Source organism: Thermoanaerobacterium thermosulfurigenes, from assembly GCF_051201035.1.
In the GTDB taxonomy this organism is placed as follows: domain Bacteria; phylum Bacillota; class Thermoanaerobacteria; order Thermoanaerobacterales; family Thermoanaerobacteraceae; genus Thermoanaerobacterium; species Thermoanaerobacterium thermosulfurigenes.
Genome location: NZ_JBPODR010000034.1, coordinates 1 through 15,738 on the forward strand (window position 1 = coordinate 1; position 15,738 = coordinate 15,738).

Below are 15,738 nucleotides of genomic sequence, written 5' to 3' on the forward strand. Positions count from 1 at the left end.
TGACCTTTAGCATTGTGCAGTATTCAAAGTTCATTTAAGAAAAATGAACAAAAGATTTCCGGTGGCAATAGCGGAGGTTAAAAACCCGTTCCCATGCCGAACACGGAAGTGAAGCCCTCCAGCGCCGATGGTACTGATTACTCGGGAGAGTAGGTCGCTGCCGGATAATATATTCCTCAGTAGCTCAATGGTGGAGCAACCGGCTGTTAACCGGTAGGTTGTAGGTTCGAGCCCTACCTGAGGAGCCAATACGTGGCCCCGTGGTCAAGTGGTTAAGACATCGCCCTTTCACGGCGGTAACATGGGTTCGAATCCCGTCGGGGTCACCATAAATCGAGGGCCTTTAGCTCAGTTGGTAGAGCGGTCGGCTCATAACCGATTGGTCCGGGGTTCGAGTCCCTGAAGGCCCACCATAAGTTAATAGATATTGCGGCCCAATAGCTCAGTTGGTTAGAGCGCCAGCCTGTCACGCTGGAGGTCGAGGGTTCGAGCCCCTTTTGGGTCGCCATTATTATACATAATTTTAATACGCCTCGATAGCTCAGTCGGTAGAGCAAGGGACTGAAAATCCCTGTGTCAGTGGTTCGATTCCACTTCGAGGCATTAATGAAAAAAAGAGTTTCAGCATTTGTGTTGAAACTCTTTTTTTCATTAATATCATTAACCTATAAAGAATTTCATCTTTTGTAAAGATTTTTTAGTTTTTTTATATCAAATACAGATTATTTTTATTCGCATTTTCTTATTTCTTTCTTTGAGTTACAAATTCATTTATGAAGCTTGTTGCTAATGATTTCTTAGTTTCGCATATATTTTGTATACAAAAAAGGGCATCGATAAAATCTCAATACCCTTAAATCCTCCAAAATCCAGAGCTGGCAAAGGGACTTGAACCCTTGACCTGTTGATTACGAATCAACTGCTCTACCGACTGAGCTATGCCAGCACCACACTAATATAATATATCATGAAAATTGATTTTTATCAAGTATCTATTTTGATAAAACGAAAGTGTAAATTAGAAAATTACTAATGTAATTTATAAATAGATTAATACAAAATAGATAATTATTATTGGTTGATAAAAAATGTTCGATTTCTTGACTTTTAAAATTTAAAGTATCATAATAGATATTGGGATAATTATAAATGAATTAAAAATCAGAGGGGGTCTATATAGATGAAAACTAATTTTACTTATTTTATGCCAACAGAAATTATTTTTGGACCAGGTACACTGGAAAAGTTGGCTACCGTTAAATTGCCGGGCAAGAAAGCCTTATTGGTCATAGGTAATGGCAATTCAATGAGAAAGCATGGTTATCTGGATAGAGTTGTTAATTACTTAAAGCAAAATGGTGTTGATTATGTCGTTTATGATAAGATATTACCTAATCCAATCGCAGAGCATGTTGCGGAGGGAGCAAAAGTAGCAAAGGACAATGGATGCGATTTTGTCATAGGATTAGGAGGCGGTAGCACAATAGATTCATCAAAAGCAATAGCTGTGATGGCTAAGAATACAGGTGATTATTGGGATTATGTTTCAGGTGGCAGCGGAAAAGGAATGGAAGTTAAAAATGGTGCATTGCCTATCGTTGCTATTCCTACGACTGCCGGTACTGGCACAGAGTCTGATCCGTGGGCTGTCGTGACAAAGACAGAGACAAATGAGAAGATTGGGTTTGGATGTAAGTATACATATCCTACACTTTCCATCGTTGATCCTGAATTGATGGTTTCAATTCCACCGAAATTTACTGCTTATCAAGGCATGGATGCATTTTTCCACTCTGTGGAAGGATATTTGGCAACTGTCAACCAGCCAGGAAGTGATGTTTTAGCACTTCAATCCATAAGTCTTATTACTGAGAATCTTCCTAAAGCTGTAGAAGATGGCAGTGATATTGAGGCTCGCACAGCGTTAGCGTGGGCAAGTACTGCTGCAGGTATAGTAGAATCATTGTCATCATGCATTTCCCATCATTCGTTAGAACATGCTTTAAGTGCATACCATCCAGAGATACCACATGGTGCTGGACTTATAATGCTTTCGGTGTCTTACTTTAGCTTCATGGCTTCAAAAGCTCCTGAAAGGTTTGTAGATATAGCAAGAGCAATGGGCGAGGAGATAGTTGGAGATACTGTAGAAGAACAAGCCATGTGTTTTATAAACGGTCTTAAAAAATTGATTAAAAATATAGGAATGGAAGATTTAAGTTTGTCAAGCTTTGGAGTAACTGAGGATGAAGCTACAAAATTAGGGAAAAATGCTATGGATACAATGGGTGGCTTGTTTAATGTGGATCCATACAAGCTATCATTAGATGAGGTAGTATCCATATACAAAAATTGTTTCTAACTGTGTTTAAAAGCCGACTTAGGAATAAAGGCGGCTTTTTGCTCTTATTAAAGAGATAATTTCCTATCTATACTTGACAATATGTTATATTTATTATAAAATAAAAAAGTCGTTGCTGAAATTAGCAGATAATTTTGGAGGGATACCCAAGTGGCTAAAGGGGGCAGACTGTAAATCTGTTGGCATTGCCTTCGATGGTTCGAATCCATCTCCCTCCACCATTGTGACCCATTAGCTCAGTCGGCAGAGCACCTGCCTTTTAAGCAGGGTGTCCCGCGTTCGAATCGCGGATGGGTCACCATTTTTACTTTAAGAAGATATGGGATGAGAGGAGCTTTGAAGCTCCTTTATTTTATTTTTAGTGTTACAAATTTCACTATTTTACGATATAATTTATATATGATTAAGTTCGAGAGGAGTTTTAAAATGTTAATGAGAAAGTTGACTGAGGCTGAAGAAAACTTATTAAAAAAGTTTGTTACGAATTTATATGGGCCTGTTTATTTTATACATTCACTGCCAGAATTTATAATACCTCCTATTAATTCAAAGGTAAGCAGAAAAGACACCAGTTGGAGGCTAAACATATTAGAATCATTGACATCAGGAGACCTTGATATAAGTGATTTTTTAACGACACAAGATATTCCACTTGATGAGGCAATGCAAAAGGCAAAAGCTTTTCATGAAAAATGGGTGGAAAGGTTTGGCCATTCGTCTATAGCAGAGCAGAATTTGATGCACTTGTGCATAGAAGATACTTCCAGATTTTTGTCCGGCGATATAGAATTGATGAATAAAAGACCGTCTTACATAGAGTGGAGCCAGAGATATCAAAGACCTAATAGGGATAGATTTGTAATACCCCCGGAACTTGAAAATTATCCGGAGTTAAAAGAGAAATTTATAAAAGTATGGAATGTATCTTTTGACGCATATGAGACGCTTGTAAGTAAACTCACTGATTATTTGAAGTTAACTGTTGAGAAGAATAAACATGAAAGCGATAAAGCATATATGGGGAGGATAAGCAAGATAGCTTTTGAGGATGCCAGATACGCTTTGCTGCTGTCTGCAAAGACCAGCTTTGCTGTGGCGTTAAATGCCCTTGATTTGCAAGATATAGTCAGAAAATTGCAATCCCATGGCACAAAAGAAGCAGAAATACTGGCAAGAAATATAATTGACGAGGCAGAAAAAATTGCGCCAAGCATGATGAGGCATTTGAGCCCATCTAAATATCAATTGACTGTAAATAAAGAGATGGAAGATTTAGTCAATGGATATGATTTAGAGAATGCTTCCGTGGATTCAGATGTTGAGTTGATTGATTACACAGGTAAAAACGGTGATATGACTTTCCTTGATATACTGACTATGCATATTATTTTTTCTTATACAGGGAAACCACTGGAAAGAATTAAAGATTTGGTTATGAAGTTGGGAATGGAAGAGAAAGCAATCATCGTGAAATCAGCTTCTTCTAAGATGGATCAGTTTGATCATCTTATAGAACCTTTTAGATCTGTAAGGTATAAATTTCAATTGAGATTAAGTGAAGCTGCGTGGCATCAACTGTTAAGGCACAGAATGATTAATTTTAATGCTTATAAGCCGACTATAGAGAATGGGTATACAGTACCTCCAAATATTGAAAAAGCTGGGTGTACAGATGTATTAAAGAGAGCGATTGATGAAGCTGAAAAATTATATTTGGAGCTACATGAAAAATTACCAGAAACAAGCTCATATGTGGTTACGAATGCCCATAAGCGGATTGTTTTAATGGATACAGATTTGTGGGCTTTTGATCACTATGCCAATTTAAGGTGTACGCCTGAGGCTCAATGGGATATAAGGAATATTTCATTTAAAATGCTTGATTTGATAAAAGAATCGACACCGGAAGTGGCAGAATTTCTGGCGCGAAGAAAACAGTCGTGAGGTGATTAAATGGAGACTGAATACAAAGCAATTAGTTTGCCTAAGTTAAATAATCTAAAACCTTCTTTGGAATCGACGGCTTTGAAACTTATGGAGGAAGCAGGAGAGCTGGCACAAGCTATAGGTAAATTTAGGGGTCTTAATGGGGAAAGCGTAAAAATGTCAAACAAGGATGTGGCTGAGAAAATATCTGAAGAGCTTTTGGATGTGGCACAAGTGGCAGTATCGATGATGTTTGTTTTAGAGGACCAGTACAACATAAGCATTGATGAGAAGCTAAAAGAACATATTGAAAAATTGAAGAAAAAAGGTTATATAAAATAATATTATACGGCAATGCCGTATATTTTTTTTTCATGTGCACATATTAAATTTGAACGATCATGAAAGGAGGAATTAAGTTGCAACAAATTTCCAGCAAAGAATTGATGTACATTGATGACGTGCTTTCACTTCAAGAACACATGATTAAATGCTTAAATGACAGTGCTTCAAGGCTTAAAGATCAACAGTTAAAGGCAATGTGTCAAAATTTAGCAGATAGGTGTCAAAACAGTTTTAACTCTATAGTGAAAAATTTAGGATAGGAGGGATACATATGATGGGTAGTACAGGAATGACGGATAAGGATATAATGATGGGCGTCTTAGGAGATTACAAACTTGCCATAGAGGTCCTTTCACATGCTGCAACAGAAGCAGCCAATGAAAGCCTCAAAAAGGATTTTATCAATGCATTAAATTCTACGTTCGAAGAACAAAAACAAGTTTGGAATGCCATAAGTCAGAGGGGTTGGTATTCAGTAAAACCGGCACAGATGCAAGACATACAAGAAGCAAAAAATAAATTTAGACAACCAGCAGGCGTTATGTAAAAAGAAAAAAATGTGGTACAATAATGGAAGTAGTGAAATACTACTTCCATTATTGTATTGTTTAAAGGAGTGATTATTGTATGTACGATTTGATTATACTGGGTGGCGGCCCAGCGGGACTTGCGGCAGGTCTCTATGCTTGCAGATCTAAATTAGATACTGTAATGATAGAGCAAATGTATGTGGGAGGACAGATAGTGACCACATACGAAATAGAGAATTACCCGGGATTTGACGGTATTAGCGGCCCTGATCTTATAAACAAAATGGAATCTCAAGCTAAAAGGTATGGGCTGCAGATTTACAATGAGGAGGTTGTGGGGTTAGACATCACAGGCAACGTAAAAAAAGTCACCACCAACAAGAAGACTTATGAGGCGAAAGCAATAATAATAGCTACAGGTGCTACACCTAAAGAGTTAGGATTTGATAAAGAGAGAAAATTCAGAGGCTCAGGTGTTTCATATTGTGCTACGTGTGATGGGGCATTTTATAAGGATCAAGTAGTTGCCGTTGTAGGCGGTGGCGATACTGCAATGGAAGACTCAAACTACCTTACGAAATTTGCTAAGAAGGTATATGTAATTCATAGGAGAGATAAATTAAGGGCTTCTAAAACCCTTCAAGATAGAGCTTTTGCAAATCCTAAGATAGAGTTTATCTGGGACACTGTTGTGAAGGATATACAAGGAGAATATGGTGTTGAAGGATTAGTCTTAAAAAATGTGAAGACGAATGAAGAAACCACATTAAAAGTTGATGGTGTATTTATTGCCATAGGATTAAGCCCAAATTCGGAATTAGTAAAAGGCATCGTCGATACAGATGAGTATGGTTACATAATAACCGATGAAGACATGAAGACAAATATTCCGGGTGTTTTTGCTGCGGGGGATGTTAGGAAAAAGACATTGAGGCAGGTAGTGACAGCAACGGCAGATGGTGCTATTGCTGCTTATGTAGCTGAAAAGTATATAGATAGCCTTTAAAAAAAGACCATCCATTAATGGATGGCCTTTTCTATTCTTGATTTTCATCTTCTTTTTTATCGTCTTTCTTTTCATTTTCTTTGGTTTCATCGTCATCGCTTTGTGTTTTAGTGTCATTGCTGATTTCAGACTCTTTCAAGGTAGGTATTATTATTCTCTGTCCAGGGTATATGAGGGAAGGATTTTGAATGTCAGGGTTAGCTCTTAATATTGCATCGACTGTAGTATTGAATCTTGCAGCAATATTGTAAAGTGTATCGCCAGGTTTTACCACGTACACCATTCTGCCTTCTTTATGATGTTCAAACGGTGGATTATAAGGCATAGTAGGAGATGTTTTTGGTGGACACGGTATGACGACAGTCTGACCTGGATAAATCATGTTTGGGTCCATAAAATAGTTGGCTCTTAATATCTCATCAAGAGGAACGCCGAATTTGTTTGCTATGCTCCATAATGTATCGCCAGGCTGAACGATGTAATTTGTTGGACATGGCATATTGTACATTAGCGCTGCCGGTATGTTGTGTATTTCACCGAATGATCCTGTATAAGTGTTATGAGCATAAGACATTTCAGGTGCTGACTGCATAGGAATATTTCCGCCTGGTATAAAAAGCATTTGTCCTGGATAAATTGTGTATGGGTAAAGTATGTTATTTACATAAATGATCGATTCATAAGGGATGCCAAATTTTTGGCCTATTAGGTAAATTGTATCGCCAGGCATGACTGTATAATAGACTCCAGTAACTGGCACTATTAATGTTTGGCCAGGATATATAAGCGATGGATTGATGATGTTGTTTCTCGAAATAATGGCTTCCACAGAAGTATTAAACTTTTTTGCAATTGAGAATAAAGTATCTCCGGACTTTACGACATACGTAAATTCCAATGTAACCATATTTATACTCCTCCTTTCCATATTCATAATATGTATTTTGAAGTTTATGGTGACATAGTTGCGTCTATATTTGAATATTTTATATTGTGGCTTTTTAATAAAAGTGGAGGAGAAATTCAGATGAAACGGTATAGATATTTTTTCTTTATCGTCATAGCTTTAATGTTTATTGCTCTATTGAGTTTTTTAAGCAAAACTGTTGAGACAGTAAATCAAATTCCTTTGATGAATAAGATCGTTATAATCGATGCTGGTCACGGAGGAAGTGATCCGGGTAAGCCCGGCAAATATGGAGAAAACGAGGATAAATTAAATCTTAAAATAGCGTTAAAGCTTAAAGACTTAATAGAGGAAAGCGGTGGAATAGCACTTATGACGAGAGAAGATGACACATTGTCAGATAAAGACATAATGAAGGATTTAAAAAATAGAGTACATGCTGGCAATGATGTAAAAGGCGATATTATGTTAAGCATTCACCTAAATAGTTTTCCTGATCCAAGGTATAAAGGGGCACAGGTTTTTTATCAAAAAGATTCAAAGGAAGGCAAACTTTTAGCAGAAATAATCCAAGATGAGCTTAGAAAGACGTTAGATCCCAACAATGACCGAATGGCCAAAGAGACAAGTACATTCTATATTTTGAGGCATGCAAAAATGCCTGCTGTGATAATAGAGTGTGGCTTCATGTCCAACCCTGAGGAAGAGAGGCTTTTAAATGATGAAAACTATCAATATAAGATAGCGTGGGCCATATACAAAGGTGTAAATAGGTATTTTAAAGAAAAATCTTGAGTCCTTGTTTAAGGGATCTTTTTTTTGTATACTTAAAGTAAAGAAATCATACAAATTGGGCAAAATATTTGTGTATAACATTTATTTGAAACGATGGAGGAATTATGGAGATCATAAATAAAATTATTGATAACGTAAATAAAGTTATAGTGGGCAAAGCCGAAGAAGTAAAGCTTGTCCTTACAGCGCTTTTATCTGGTGGACATGTTCTTATAGAGGATGTTCCTGGAGTTGGAAAGACATCATTAGTAAAGGCATTGGCTAAATCCATAAGTGCAGATTTTAAGAGGATTCAATTTACGCCGGATTTATTGCCGTCAGATGTCATTGGAGTTTCCATATATAATCCTGAAAAAGGTGTCTTTGAATTTAAACAAGGTCCTATAATGAGCCAAATTCTTTTGGCAGACGAAATAAATAGAACATCTCCTAAGACACAATCAAGTCTTTTAGAAGCTATGGAAGAAAGGCAGATTACTGTTGACGGAAATACTTATCATTTGCCTCGGCCATTTATGGTAATTGCCACGCAAAATCCGATTGAATACGATGGAACATACAGATTACCTGAAGCGCAGTTAGACAGATTTATGATTAGAATAAGCTTAGGGTATCCAGATGTGAAGCATGAAATAAACATGCTTAAGATGTTTGAAGTTTTAGATCCACTGGAAGATTTAAAATCAGTAGTATCAATTAGAGAGATTTTGAAGATGCAAGATGAAGTAAAATCTGTATATGTTGATGACAACATATTGATTTATATTATAGACATAGTAAATAAGACGAGAAATTCAGATATGGTTCTTTTAGGTGCAAGTCCAAGAGCGGCTTTAAATTTGATGAAGGCAGCCCAAGCAAAGGCGTTTATAGAAGGGCGCACTTACGTATTGCCTGATGATGTAAAATATTTATGTGTGCCAGTTTTGTCTCACAGGATAATATTAAAAAATGAGATGAGATTTAATAAAGTAGATGAAAAAAGCGTCATAAAAGACATTTTGAATACGGTAAAAGTTCCGGTGGTAAGAAAGTATGCGTAACTTCATTTTATTATTGTCATTTACCATTGTTTCTTTTCTTTTTGCGGTTTTTACCAGCGGTGAAATATTGTATTATATTTCCTTTGTAAATGTGGCTTTATTGTCGCTAAGTTTTTTATATGCCGCAATAGGCATTTTATCTGTATCAATAGAAATTTATATTGACAGCACCGAAATCTATGTTGACGATAAGGTCAAGTACAGCATAAAGATTAAAAACAAATTGTTTTTGCCACTGGCATTTGTGTCAATTGACGAAAATAATAAAAACTTTTTTCCTATTGCGACAAATTTGAATCCATTTCAGAAAAAAGTTATTAAAAGAAACGTTTTGTTTAAAAAAAGAGGGATATATACTGTTGGCCCGATTACAGTAAAGATAAAGGATCCTTTCAGCATATTTCAAATGAAGAAGACGGTCAATAGACGATATAATATAGTGGTGTATCCTAAGGTATACGATATTGCTTTTGATTTGCCCTTAGCTTTAGACATAGGTGGATTCGCAAGTCGTGCCAAGCAGTTTGAAGATTACACAAATTTGGCGAATTTAAGAGAATATGTGGACGGAGATAGTCTTAAAAAGGTTCATTGGCGGATATCAGCAAAGTTGCAAAAATTATATGTAAAAGAGTACCAGCATACGGCTTTAAGTGAAGTTGTTGTGTTGTGGGATTTGTACAAGAATCATTATAAAGCAGATGACGGGACTATAGATGAGATGACGGCAGAGTGTGTGCTTTCACTAGTAAAATATTGTCTTACAAATGGGATCCCTGTACGGCTTATTGATTACGATACGAATAGGTCGTTAGCACAGTGTAGCAGAGTAAAGGATTTTAGTATAATTAAACTTTTGACTTTAAAGTTGTTTCCTATTTATGAAATGGATTTTGGCAAAAAATTGTTTGAGTACGTAAGTGGCCTTCCACGAGATTCTACGATGGCTGTTGTTACTCCATCCGTTGATGAAACATTATTGAAAGTTTTGGCTCAAGTCAATATTAATCAAAACATTGCAATCTTTTATACCAATAAAGATAGATTGGATGAAAAAACGAAAAACAGACTGGAAAATTTAGGGATAAAAATAACATCTTGGAGAGATATGTATGAAGGTGTACACATGGAAGTTCAATATAATTGAGTATATTATGACGTCTTTATTGACAGTAATTCTGTCTCTCTCGGTATTTGTCGGCTTGAATTTTAAAGTAGACATTGTAGAAGTGACTTCTTTGACTTTGGTGTTTGTAGCGCTTTCGACTATTTTCTTAAAGAGACCTCAGCTTGTAGTCACTTTTTTGTCAACTTTCATATTAGTTGATTTGTATTATTTTTACATGAGAAAAGATGTGCTTACAAAAGTCGTATTAGAAATTGATAAATACGTCAATTGGCTTTATATATACATGAGTGAGCCAAACTGGCCTGAAGGATTTAGTCGGTTGACAAACAAATACTTTTTTACAACAGTCTTGTTGAGTGTTTTTTTGATTTCGCTTGTTATTACTTTTTTAAACAGGATTTTAAAAAGTTATTTCTTGACTATGCTGTTTGGCATACTTGTATTAGTTTTTCAGTGGTACAATTACGTAGACAAAGCATATGCTTTTTTAGTATTCTATGTAGCAGCAAGTTTTATAAACATGTCAGTAATCAACTATCAAAAAGCGGGAAATGGAAAAGCTTCCATCGCAAGTCTTTTGGTTATCGCAATTTTGTTTTCATCTATAAGCACGGCTATTGCATACACGGCGCCGAAAAATTTTCACCCTTTAGTGTGGCAAACATTAAATGATAAATTTTACGCTGCATTTCCATTTACAAAAACATGGAGAAATGGCATAGGAAGTACAAGTGATGCAAATAGCTTTACAACAGATTTTAGTTCATTTTCTCAAGATTTAGGCGGACCAGAAACTGTAAGCGATCAAGTAGTAATGAGGGTAGAAGCTGATGAGAGTCTGTACTTAAGAGGTGAAGTGTTTGATACTTATGAAAACAACAAATGGACTAATTCAGTAGTTCAGCACAGTTTTGGGAGGGATAATTACTTTCAACCGGAATTTGATAAAAATATTAAATACACGATAAAAAGTGTGGAGATTTACCCTGTTGCAATGGATACCAATATTATTTTTTCGCCTTGGCAGCCTTACCATGTAAATATCAGCAATATATACGATAGAAGTACGTTAGCCATGACGACAGCAGGTAGACATGTGAAAAGCGGGTACACAGTACAGTATTACAAGACGGAAATAAGTGCAAGTTCTCTGGAGAAGGACAAGGTAGTAAATAGCAGTGACATGAGCATGTACTTACAGTATCCTTCTAATCTTCCAGAGAGGGTGAAAGAACTTGCATTAAGCATTACAAAGGACAAGAAAACTGATTATGACAAAGTAAAGGCTATCGAGCAGTACTTGAGAAATACTTATAAATACAATCTTGATGTGCCTGATACGCCACAGGGAAGAGATTTTGTTGATTACTTCCTTTTTGACTTAAAACAGGGGTATTGCACATACTTTGCAACATCAATGGTTATAATGCTTAGGACAATAGGGCTACCTGCCAGATATGTTGTAGGATTTAAGATGCCTTCACAACCTGTATTAGGTAGTGAATATGACATAAAAGAATCTTATGCACATGCATGGGTGGAGGTGCCTTTTCAAAACAGCGGTTGGGTGACGTTTGAGCCGACGGCAATTTATCAAGAAACTTATGCAGGTGCATCTTCAGTTAATAATAGCGATGTGTCAGCAGTACAGCAAAAGAATGATAGTAGCACTGTTCCTCTTACTAAGTCAAATGCCAACCAAAATTCGGTACAAAATAAACCTATAGGGGGTTTATCCAAAAATAACACATCCAACAAAAATACGCATAGAATGGTACTATTTGTTGTTTTGCTTCTTTTATTAGCCATATTTGCAGCTATCAGATATGTTTTATTAAAGAGACATCTTAGTTCAAGAAGAAGTGCCTTTTTGTACTACTACAATAAAATTTTAAAAAGGCTTAAAAGGAGAGGATTTAAAAGATATGACAGTGAAACCACTGTAGAGTTTCAAAATAGAATATTGGATATGGGCTTTTCTGACTTCGACAAGATTACAAAAATTTATAATGATTTAGTGTATGGCAACATGGAACCATCAGAAGAAGATATCATTTATATAAAGGAGTATCTTAAGAAAAATATGGGGTATAAAAAGTTTAGTGGTAGTAAACCGGGTGATTTGATTAATTGACATTAATATGTTATCGAATATATAATATATTTGGAGTTGTTATTATTTCTCCTGATAGGAGGCTTACTGATGGTTTTAAGTTACGAGCCTGGAGTAAAAAGCAGAATTATGGTTTGCGTTACTCCGCAAAAGAGCTGCCAAAGGCTTGTTGAAAGAGGAGCAGAGAGGGCGAAAGAGACAAATGGGGAATTTTGTGTTGTGTATGTGAATAAAAACAATGATATATATAAAGATTTGAAGGAACACAAGATCTTAGTTGAACTCTTTGAGATGGCTCAGAAATTAGGTGGCAGAGTATCCATATTGGTTGGAAAGAAGATTTCAGATGCTTTAGCTGAATTTGCTGCTGAAAACGATATTACAGAGATAATAGTAGGCAAATCATTGAGATCTGCCTTTGACGTATTGATTCATGGAGATGTGATAAATCCTCTCATAAAGCGGGTTGAGGAGAAGAATATAATCGTTGAAGTCATAGAATGACTGTCATTCTATGACTTTTTTCTTTATTTAATCCACTAAGTTTATAGGATTTTCCGAATTATTAGTGTATAATTATTATGAGCAAGTACTAAAATTATATTAGTTTACAATTTTGCCTCAAGAGGTGAGTTTTTTGTTCAATGGCCTTATAGAAATAATAAAGACTATGAGAGTAAATGACATCGTAGATATAGCGATAATAGCTTATGTAACGTACCGCCTTATATTAGTCATACGAAAAACCAGAGCTGAGCAACTATTTAAAGGAATTATAATTCTTTTAATACTTACAAAATTAAGCGAGTGGCTGCAGCTTAGGACAGTCAATTATATTTTAAGCAATGCAATGACTGTTGGCGTTATAGCACTTTTAATAGTATTTCAGCCGGAACTGAGGAGAGCTTTAGAATCTCTCGGTAGAAGCGAGTTTATTAAAAGAAACTTTTTCATAATAAACGATGAAGTCCAGGATATAGCCGATGTCATAAGTGAGATATGTGATGCTGTTCAATTCTTGTCCAGATCTAAAATAGGTGCTTTGATTGTTTTGGAAAGAAATACTGGTTTAAATGAATTGATAGAAACCGGCATTTCACTTGATTCTAAAATATCCAGTGAGCTTCTCATAAATACCTTTATACCAAATACCCCCCTTCACGATGGAGCGGTTATAATAAGAGGCGATAGGATAATGGCCGCTGGATGTTTTTTGCCACTTACTGACAATCAAAATTTAAGCACTGAGCTTGGTACGAGGCATAGAGCTGCCATAGGTGTGACTGAAGTGTCAGATGCTGTATCAGTCATAGTTTCAGAAGAAACTGGTACTATATCACTTGCTCAGAACGGAAGAATATCAAGGCATTTGGATATAAAGACTTTAAAAGAAGTTCTTTTAAGTATGTTCAAGGTGAAGGACAGCAAAGGCTCTAACTGGTTCAAATGGGGGAATAAACATGCTGAGTAAAAACCTACCTATAAAAATACTTTCGGTTGTAATAGCTTTTATATTGTGGCTTTATGTGATGGGTGAGAAGAACCCAGAGATATCTTATGATGTAGGCAATATTCCTGTAAATATAGTGAATGTCAATACGCTTGACAAGAAAGGATTGACGCTTATAGGAGATAAAAATTTCTCGGTGACAGTCAGGATTAAAGGACGAAGAAGCGATGTGATGAATGTAAGACCTTCAGACATACAGGTTGAAGCAGACGTCAGCAGGATAATAACAAAGGGGATAAATGTCGTGCCTATTGAAGTAAGTTCACTTCCTAAAAATGTGACATTTGTTTCTGCAAATCCTTCAGAGGTAAAGCTTGATGTAGACAAAGTTTCAAGAGTACAGATGCCAGTGCACGTAAAGGTCAATGGAGCTGTAATGGATGGCTTTGCTATGAAGCCTGCCGTGGTGACTCCTGGTGAAGTAGTGATTACCGGTCCTGAAAGCAAAGTGAATTTGATAAAAGATGTTGTAGCACAAGTTGATATGACTAATAAATCAAAGGATGTAAGCATATCTGTCCCTGTTGAACCGGTAGACAGAAATGGCAACGAAGTCAAAGGCGTAGATGTGAATCCTGGATATATTAAAGTGGATATAGATGTGAACAAGGCCATAAGAGTACCTGTAAATGCAAAAATATTTGGCAAACCTATGGATGGATATGATGTTGCACAAGTAAGTGTCTTGCCTGAGTACGTTTATGTGACGGGAGATGATGCTGTATTAAATACCATCAAAAGCGTTGACACTAAGCAGATAGACATATCGGGCAAAAACACGTCTGTCACCGAAAGCGTGCCTTTTGACCTTCCAAATGGTGTGAGCCTTGTGAAAAGTGATAGCACTGCAAAAGTTTTTATAGATATTGAAAAAATCGTTACAAACAACATCACACTAAGTAGTATAGATGTTAAAGGTGGCGACAACAAAAATGTCACTATTCTAAATCCTAACATAGTGATAACAGTCACTGGTCCGGAGAATGTGGTAGATTCAGCTACTTCCAGCGATTTTAATGCTTATGTAGATGCTACAAATGCAACTACAGGTACACAGACATTGCCAGTAAATGTGACTACAAATTTGAATCTGAAGATAGTTAAAGTAAATCCACAATCTGTGGATGTCAATATTCAATGATCTTTATTTTATAGTAGAAGGATGATCACAATGGACTTTAAACGACTTACCGTAGTTCTTGGACATTATGGCACAGGCAAAACAGAAATAGCCATAAATTACGCAAGGTATATAAAGACATGCGGATATGATGTAGACATAGTAGATCTTGATATAGTAAATCCCTATTTTCGCCCAAGGGAGGTGAGAAAGGAACTTTTAGATAAATGGGGCATAAAAGTAATTGGTGTGGATGAAAAATACATGAATGCTGATATGCCGGCCTTATCCAGAGATATATACAGTGTCATACAGAATGAAGAGAAGTATGCTGTATTTGATATAGGAGGCGACGATGCAGGAGCAATCGCGTTTGGGCAATATCACAATATATTAGCCGATAAAGATGTAGATGTGCTTTTTGTAATAAATATAAACAGGCCGTTTACAAAAGATGTAGAATCTGCAATAAAATACATGACTCTTGTAGAAAATGCGGCAAGAATAAAAGTGACGCATCTTGTAAATAACACACATCTGTCGTGCGAGACGACTGCAGACGATGTAATAAGAGGGATTGAAGTAACGGAAGACGTATCAAGGAAGACAGGCATTCCCATAAAGATGACAGCCGCCAAGAAAGATGTAGCTGAAAAGCTTAAAAATATGGGATATGACGTTTTTCCTATAGATCTTTATATGAAAACACCTTGGAATAAAATATGATGGAGATGATGAGATTGAAGCAAGTCATATTTAACGAAAACTTATGCAAAAGCTGTGAACTATGCGTTGAAGCATGCCCAAAACACATAATAGAAATGGATAAAGACAAATTAAACATAAAAGGATACCATCCAGCCATGATAAAAGAAGAAAACATAGAAAAATGCATAAGCTGCGGATTTTGTGCAATAATGTGCCCAGACACAGTCATAACAGTTATAAAATA

The 15,738-nt window shown here is 36.2% G+C and carries 16 protein-coding genes, 8 tRNA genes and 1 rRNA gene; 23 read left to right on the plus strand and 2 right to left on the minus strand.

What is annotated here, in order from left to right:
• Nucleotides 1-57 precede the first annotated feature (57 nt).
• The 6 genes from rrf (at nucleotide 58) to HNR52_RS10770 (ending at nucleotide 603) form a co-directional block, all read left to right on the plus strand.
• Nucleotides 58-166 (plus strand): 5S ribosomal RNA (rrf, locus tag HNR52_RS10745).
• 7 nt (nucleotides 167-173) lie between these two features.
• A tRNA-Asn gene (locus HNR52_RS10750) sits at nucleotides 174-248 on the plus strand.
• A gap of 6 nt (nucleotides 249-254) precedes the next feature.
• A tRNA-Glu gene (locus HNR52_RS10755) sits at nucleotides 255-329 on the plus strand.
• 8 nt (nucleotides 330-337) lie between these two features.
• Nucleotides 338-413, plus strand: a tRNA-Ile gene (locus HNR52_RS10760).
• Nucleotides 414-431: 18 nt separating this feature from the next.
• Nucleotides 432-508, plus strand: a tRNA-Asp gene (locus HNR52_RS10765).
• A 22-nt stretch (nucleotides 509-530) separates the two neighbouring features.
• Nucleotides 531-603: transfer RNA gene (locus tag HNR52_RS10770), tRNA-Phe, on the plus strand.
• A 270-nt stretch (nucleotides 604-873) separates the two neighbouring features.
• Here HNR52_RS10770 and HNR52_RS10775 read toward each other — a convergent pair.
• Nucleotides 874-946, minus strand: a tRNA-Thr gene (locus HNR52_RS10775).
• Between the two features lie 234 nt (nucleotides 947-1,180).
• Here HNR52_RS10775 and HNR52_RS10780 point away from each other — a divergent pair.
• The 8 genes from HNR52_RS10780 to trxB all read left to right on the plus strand — a co-directional run bounded on the left by HNR52_RS10780 (nucleotide 1,181) and on the right by trxB (nucleotide 6,169).
• Nucleotides 1,181-2,362: an iron-containing alcohol dehydrogenase gene (locus HNR52_RS10780; protein ID WP_013787181.1), complete on the plus strand. Its 1,182-nt coding sequence runs from the start codon at nucleotides 1,181-1,183 to the stop codon at nucleotides 2,360-2,362.
• Between the two features lie 136 nt (nucleotides 2,363-2,498).
• Nucleotides 2,499-2,583: transfer RNA gene (locus tag HNR52_RS10785), tRNA-Tyr, on the plus strand.
• Between the two features lie 4 nt (nucleotides 2,584-2,587).
• Nucleotides 2,588-2,663: transfer RNA gene (locus HNR52_RS10790), tRNA-Lys, on the plus strand.
• Nucleotides 2,664-2,788: 125 nt separating this feature from the next.
• The gene (locus HNR52_RS10795) at nucleotides 2,789-4,306 is read left to right on the plus strand and encodes an FAD-dependent thymidylate synthase (RefSeq protein WP_435620575.1); all 1,518 of its coding nucleotides are present in this window, start codon (nucleotides 2,789-2,791) and stop codon (nucleotides 4,304-4,306) included.
• 9 nt (nucleotides 4,307-4,315) lie between these two features.
• On the plus strand, nucleotides 4,316-4,630 hold the full coding sequence (locus HNR52_RS10800; protein ID WP_013787183.1) for a MazG-like family protein: 315 nt from the start codon (nucleotides 4,316-4,318) through the stop codon (nucleotides 4,628-4,630).
• A gap of 59 nt (nucleotides 4,631-4,689) precedes the next feature.
• Complete coding sequence (locus HNR52_RS10805) at nucleotides 4,690-4,893, plus strand: hypothetical protein (RefSeq protein ID WP_041592054.1); 204 nt, start codon at nucleotides 4,690-4,692, stop codon at nucleotides 4,891-4,893.
• Nucleotides 4,894-4,904: 11 nt separating this feature from the next.
• Entirely contained in the window at nucleotides 4,905-5,180 is a 276-nt protein-coding gene (locus HNR52_RS10810) for a spore coat protein (RefSeq protein WP_013787185.1), read from the plus strand.
• Nucleotides 5,181-5,260: 80 nt separating this feature from the next.
• The gene (gene trxB, locus HNR52_RS10815; RefSeq protein ID WP_435620576.1) at nucleotides 5,261-6,169 is read left to right on the plus strand and encodes a thioredoxin-disulfide reductase; all 909 of its coding nucleotides are present in this window, start codon (nucleotides 5,261-5,263) and stop codon (nucleotides 6,167-6,169) included.
• A gap of 31 nt (nucleotides 6,170-6,200) precedes the next feature.
• Here trxB and HNR52_RS10820 read toward each other — a convergent pair whose 3' ends face one another.
• On the minus strand, nucleotides 6,201-7,076 hold the full coding sequence (locus HNR52_RS10820) for a LysM peptidoglycan-binding domain-containing protein (RefSeq protein ID WP_013787187.1): 876 nt from the start codon (nucleotides 7,074-7,076) through the stop codon (nucleotides 6,201-6,203).
• A 120-nt stretch (nucleotides 7,077-7,196) separates the two neighbouring features.
• Between HNR52_RS10820 and cwlD the strand changes: the two genes are divergently transcribed.
• From cwlD to HNR52_RS10865, 9 genes are all read left to right on the plus strand, one after another.
• Nucleotides 7,197-7,871 carry an N-acetylmuramoyl-L-alanine amidase CwlD gene (gene cwlD, locus HNR52_RS10825; protein WP_013787188.1) on the plus strand — a complete coding sequence of 225 codons (675 nt, stop codon included), beginning with the start codon at nucleotides 7,197-7,199 and terminating at the stop codon, nucleotides 7,869-7,871.
• Between the two features lie 104 nt (nucleotides 7,872-7,975).
• Nucleotides 7,976-8,914 (plus strand): AAA family ATPase, encoded by a 939-nt coding sequence (locus HNR52_RS10830; RefSeq protein ID WP_013787189.1) that lies wholly within the window; start codon nucleotides 7,976-7,978, stop codon nucleotides 8,912-8,914.
• A complete protein-coding gene (locus tag HNR52_RS10835) occupies nucleotides 8,907-10,061 on the plus strand; it encodes a DUF58 domain-containing protein (RefSeq protein WP_013787190.1) in 1,155 nt (384 codons plus the stop codon). Before HNR52_RS10830 ends, HNR52_RS10835 begins: the two co-directional genes overlap by 8 nt.
• Nucleotides 10,027-12,177: a transglutaminase TgpA family protein gene (locus tag HNR52_RS10840; protein WP_435620577.1), complete on the plus strand. Its 2,151-nt coding sequence runs from the start codon at nucleotides 10,027-10,029 to the stop codon at nucleotides 12,175-12,177. Before HNR52_RS10835 ends, HNR52_RS10840 begins: the two co-directional genes overlap by 35 nt.
• Nucleotides 12,178-12,246: 69 nt before the next feature.
• On the plus strand, nucleotides 12,247-12,660 hold the full coding sequence (locus tag HNR52_RS10845) for a universal stress protein (protein ID WP_013787192.1): 414 nt from the start codon (nucleotides 12,247-12,249) through the stop codon (nucleotides 12,658-12,660).
• 133 nt (nucleotides 12,661-12,793) lie between these two features.
• Nucleotides 12,794-13,627: a diadenylate cyclase CdaA gene (gene cdaA, locus HNR52_RS10850; RefSeq protein WP_013787193.1), complete on the plus strand. Its 834-nt coding sequence runs from the start codon at nucleotides 12,794-12,796 to the stop codon at nucleotides 13,625-13,627.
• A complete protein-coding gene (locus tag HNR52_RS10855; protein WP_435620578.1) occupies nucleotides 13,617-14,807 on the plus strand; it encodes a CdaR family protein in 1,191 nt (396 codons plus the stop codon). Before cdaA ends, HNR52_RS10855 begins: the two co-directional genes overlap by 11 nt.
• A 30-nt stretch (nucleotides 14,808-14,837) precedes the next feature.
• Nucleotides 14,838-15,512 carry a hypothetical protein gene (locus HNR52_RS10860; protein WP_013787195.1) on the plus strand — a complete coding sequence of 225 codons (675 nt, stop codon included), beginning with the start codon at nucleotides 14,838-14,840 and terminating at the stop codon, nucleotides 15,510-15,512.
• Between the two features lie 14 nt (nucleotides 15,513-15,526).
• Nucleotides 15,527-15,738, plus strand: a 212-nt coding sequence (locus HNR52_RS10865; protein ID WP_435620579.1) for a 4Fe-4S binding protein, incomplete at its 3' end; no start/stop codon positions are given.

Bases quoted from the DNA above. Each gene is read 5' to 3' on its own strand.
- HNR52_RS10780 (WP_013787181.1), top strand. From the start codon at position 1,181: ATGAAAACTAATTTTACTTATTTTATGCCAACAGAAATTATTTTTGGA.
- HNR52_RS10795 (WP_435620575.1), top strand. From the start codon at position 2,789: ATGTTAATGAGAAAGTTGACTGAGGCTGAAGAAAACTTATTAAAAAAG.
- HNR52_RS10800 (WP_013787183.1), top strand. From the start codon at position 4,316: ATGGAGACTGAATACAAAGCAATTAGTTTGCCTAAGTTAAATAATCTA.
- HNR52_RS10805 (WP_041592054.1), top strand. From the start codon at position 4,690: ATGAAAGGAGGAATTAAGTTGCAACAAATTTCCAGCAAAGAATTGATG.
- HNR52_RS10810 (WP_013787185.1), top strand. From the start codon at position 4,905: ATGATGGGTAGTACAGGAATGACGGATAAGGATATAATGATGGGCGTC.
- trxB (WP_435620576.1), top strand. From the start codon at position 5,261: ATGTACGATTTGATTATACTGGGTGGCGGCCCAGCGGGACTTGCGGCA.
- HNR52_RS10820 (WP_013787187.1), bottom strand. From the start codon at position 7,076: ATGGTTACATTGGAATTTACGTATGTCGTAAAGTCCGGAGATACTTTA.
- cwlD (WP_013787188.1), top strand. From the start codon at position 7,197: ATGAAACGGTATAGATATTTTTTCTTTATCGTCATAGCTTTAATGTTT.
- HNR52_RS10830 (WP_013787189.1), top strand. From the start codon at position 7,976: ATGGAGATCATAAATAAAATTATTGATAACGTAAATAAAGTTATAGTG.
- HNR52_RS10835 (WP_013787190.1), top strand. From the start codon at position 8,907: ATGCGTAACTTCATTTTATTATTGTCATTTACCATTGTTTCTTTTCTT.
- HNR52_RS10840 (WP_435620577.1), top strand. From the start codon at position 10,027: ATGAAGGTGTACACATGGAAGTTCAATATAATTGAGTATATTATGACG.
- HNR52_RS10845 (WP_013787192.1), top strand. From the start codon at position 12,247: ATGGTTTTAAGTTACGAGCCTGGAGTAAAAAGCAGAATTATGGTTTGC.
- HNR52_RS10855 (WP_435620578.1), top strand. From the start codon at position 13,617: ATGCTGAGTAAAAACCTACCTATAAAAATACTTTCGGTTGTAATAGCT.
- HNR52_RS10860 (WP_013787195.1), top strand. From the start codon at position 14,838: ATGGACTTTAAACGACTTACCGTAGTTCTTGGACATTATGGCACAGGC.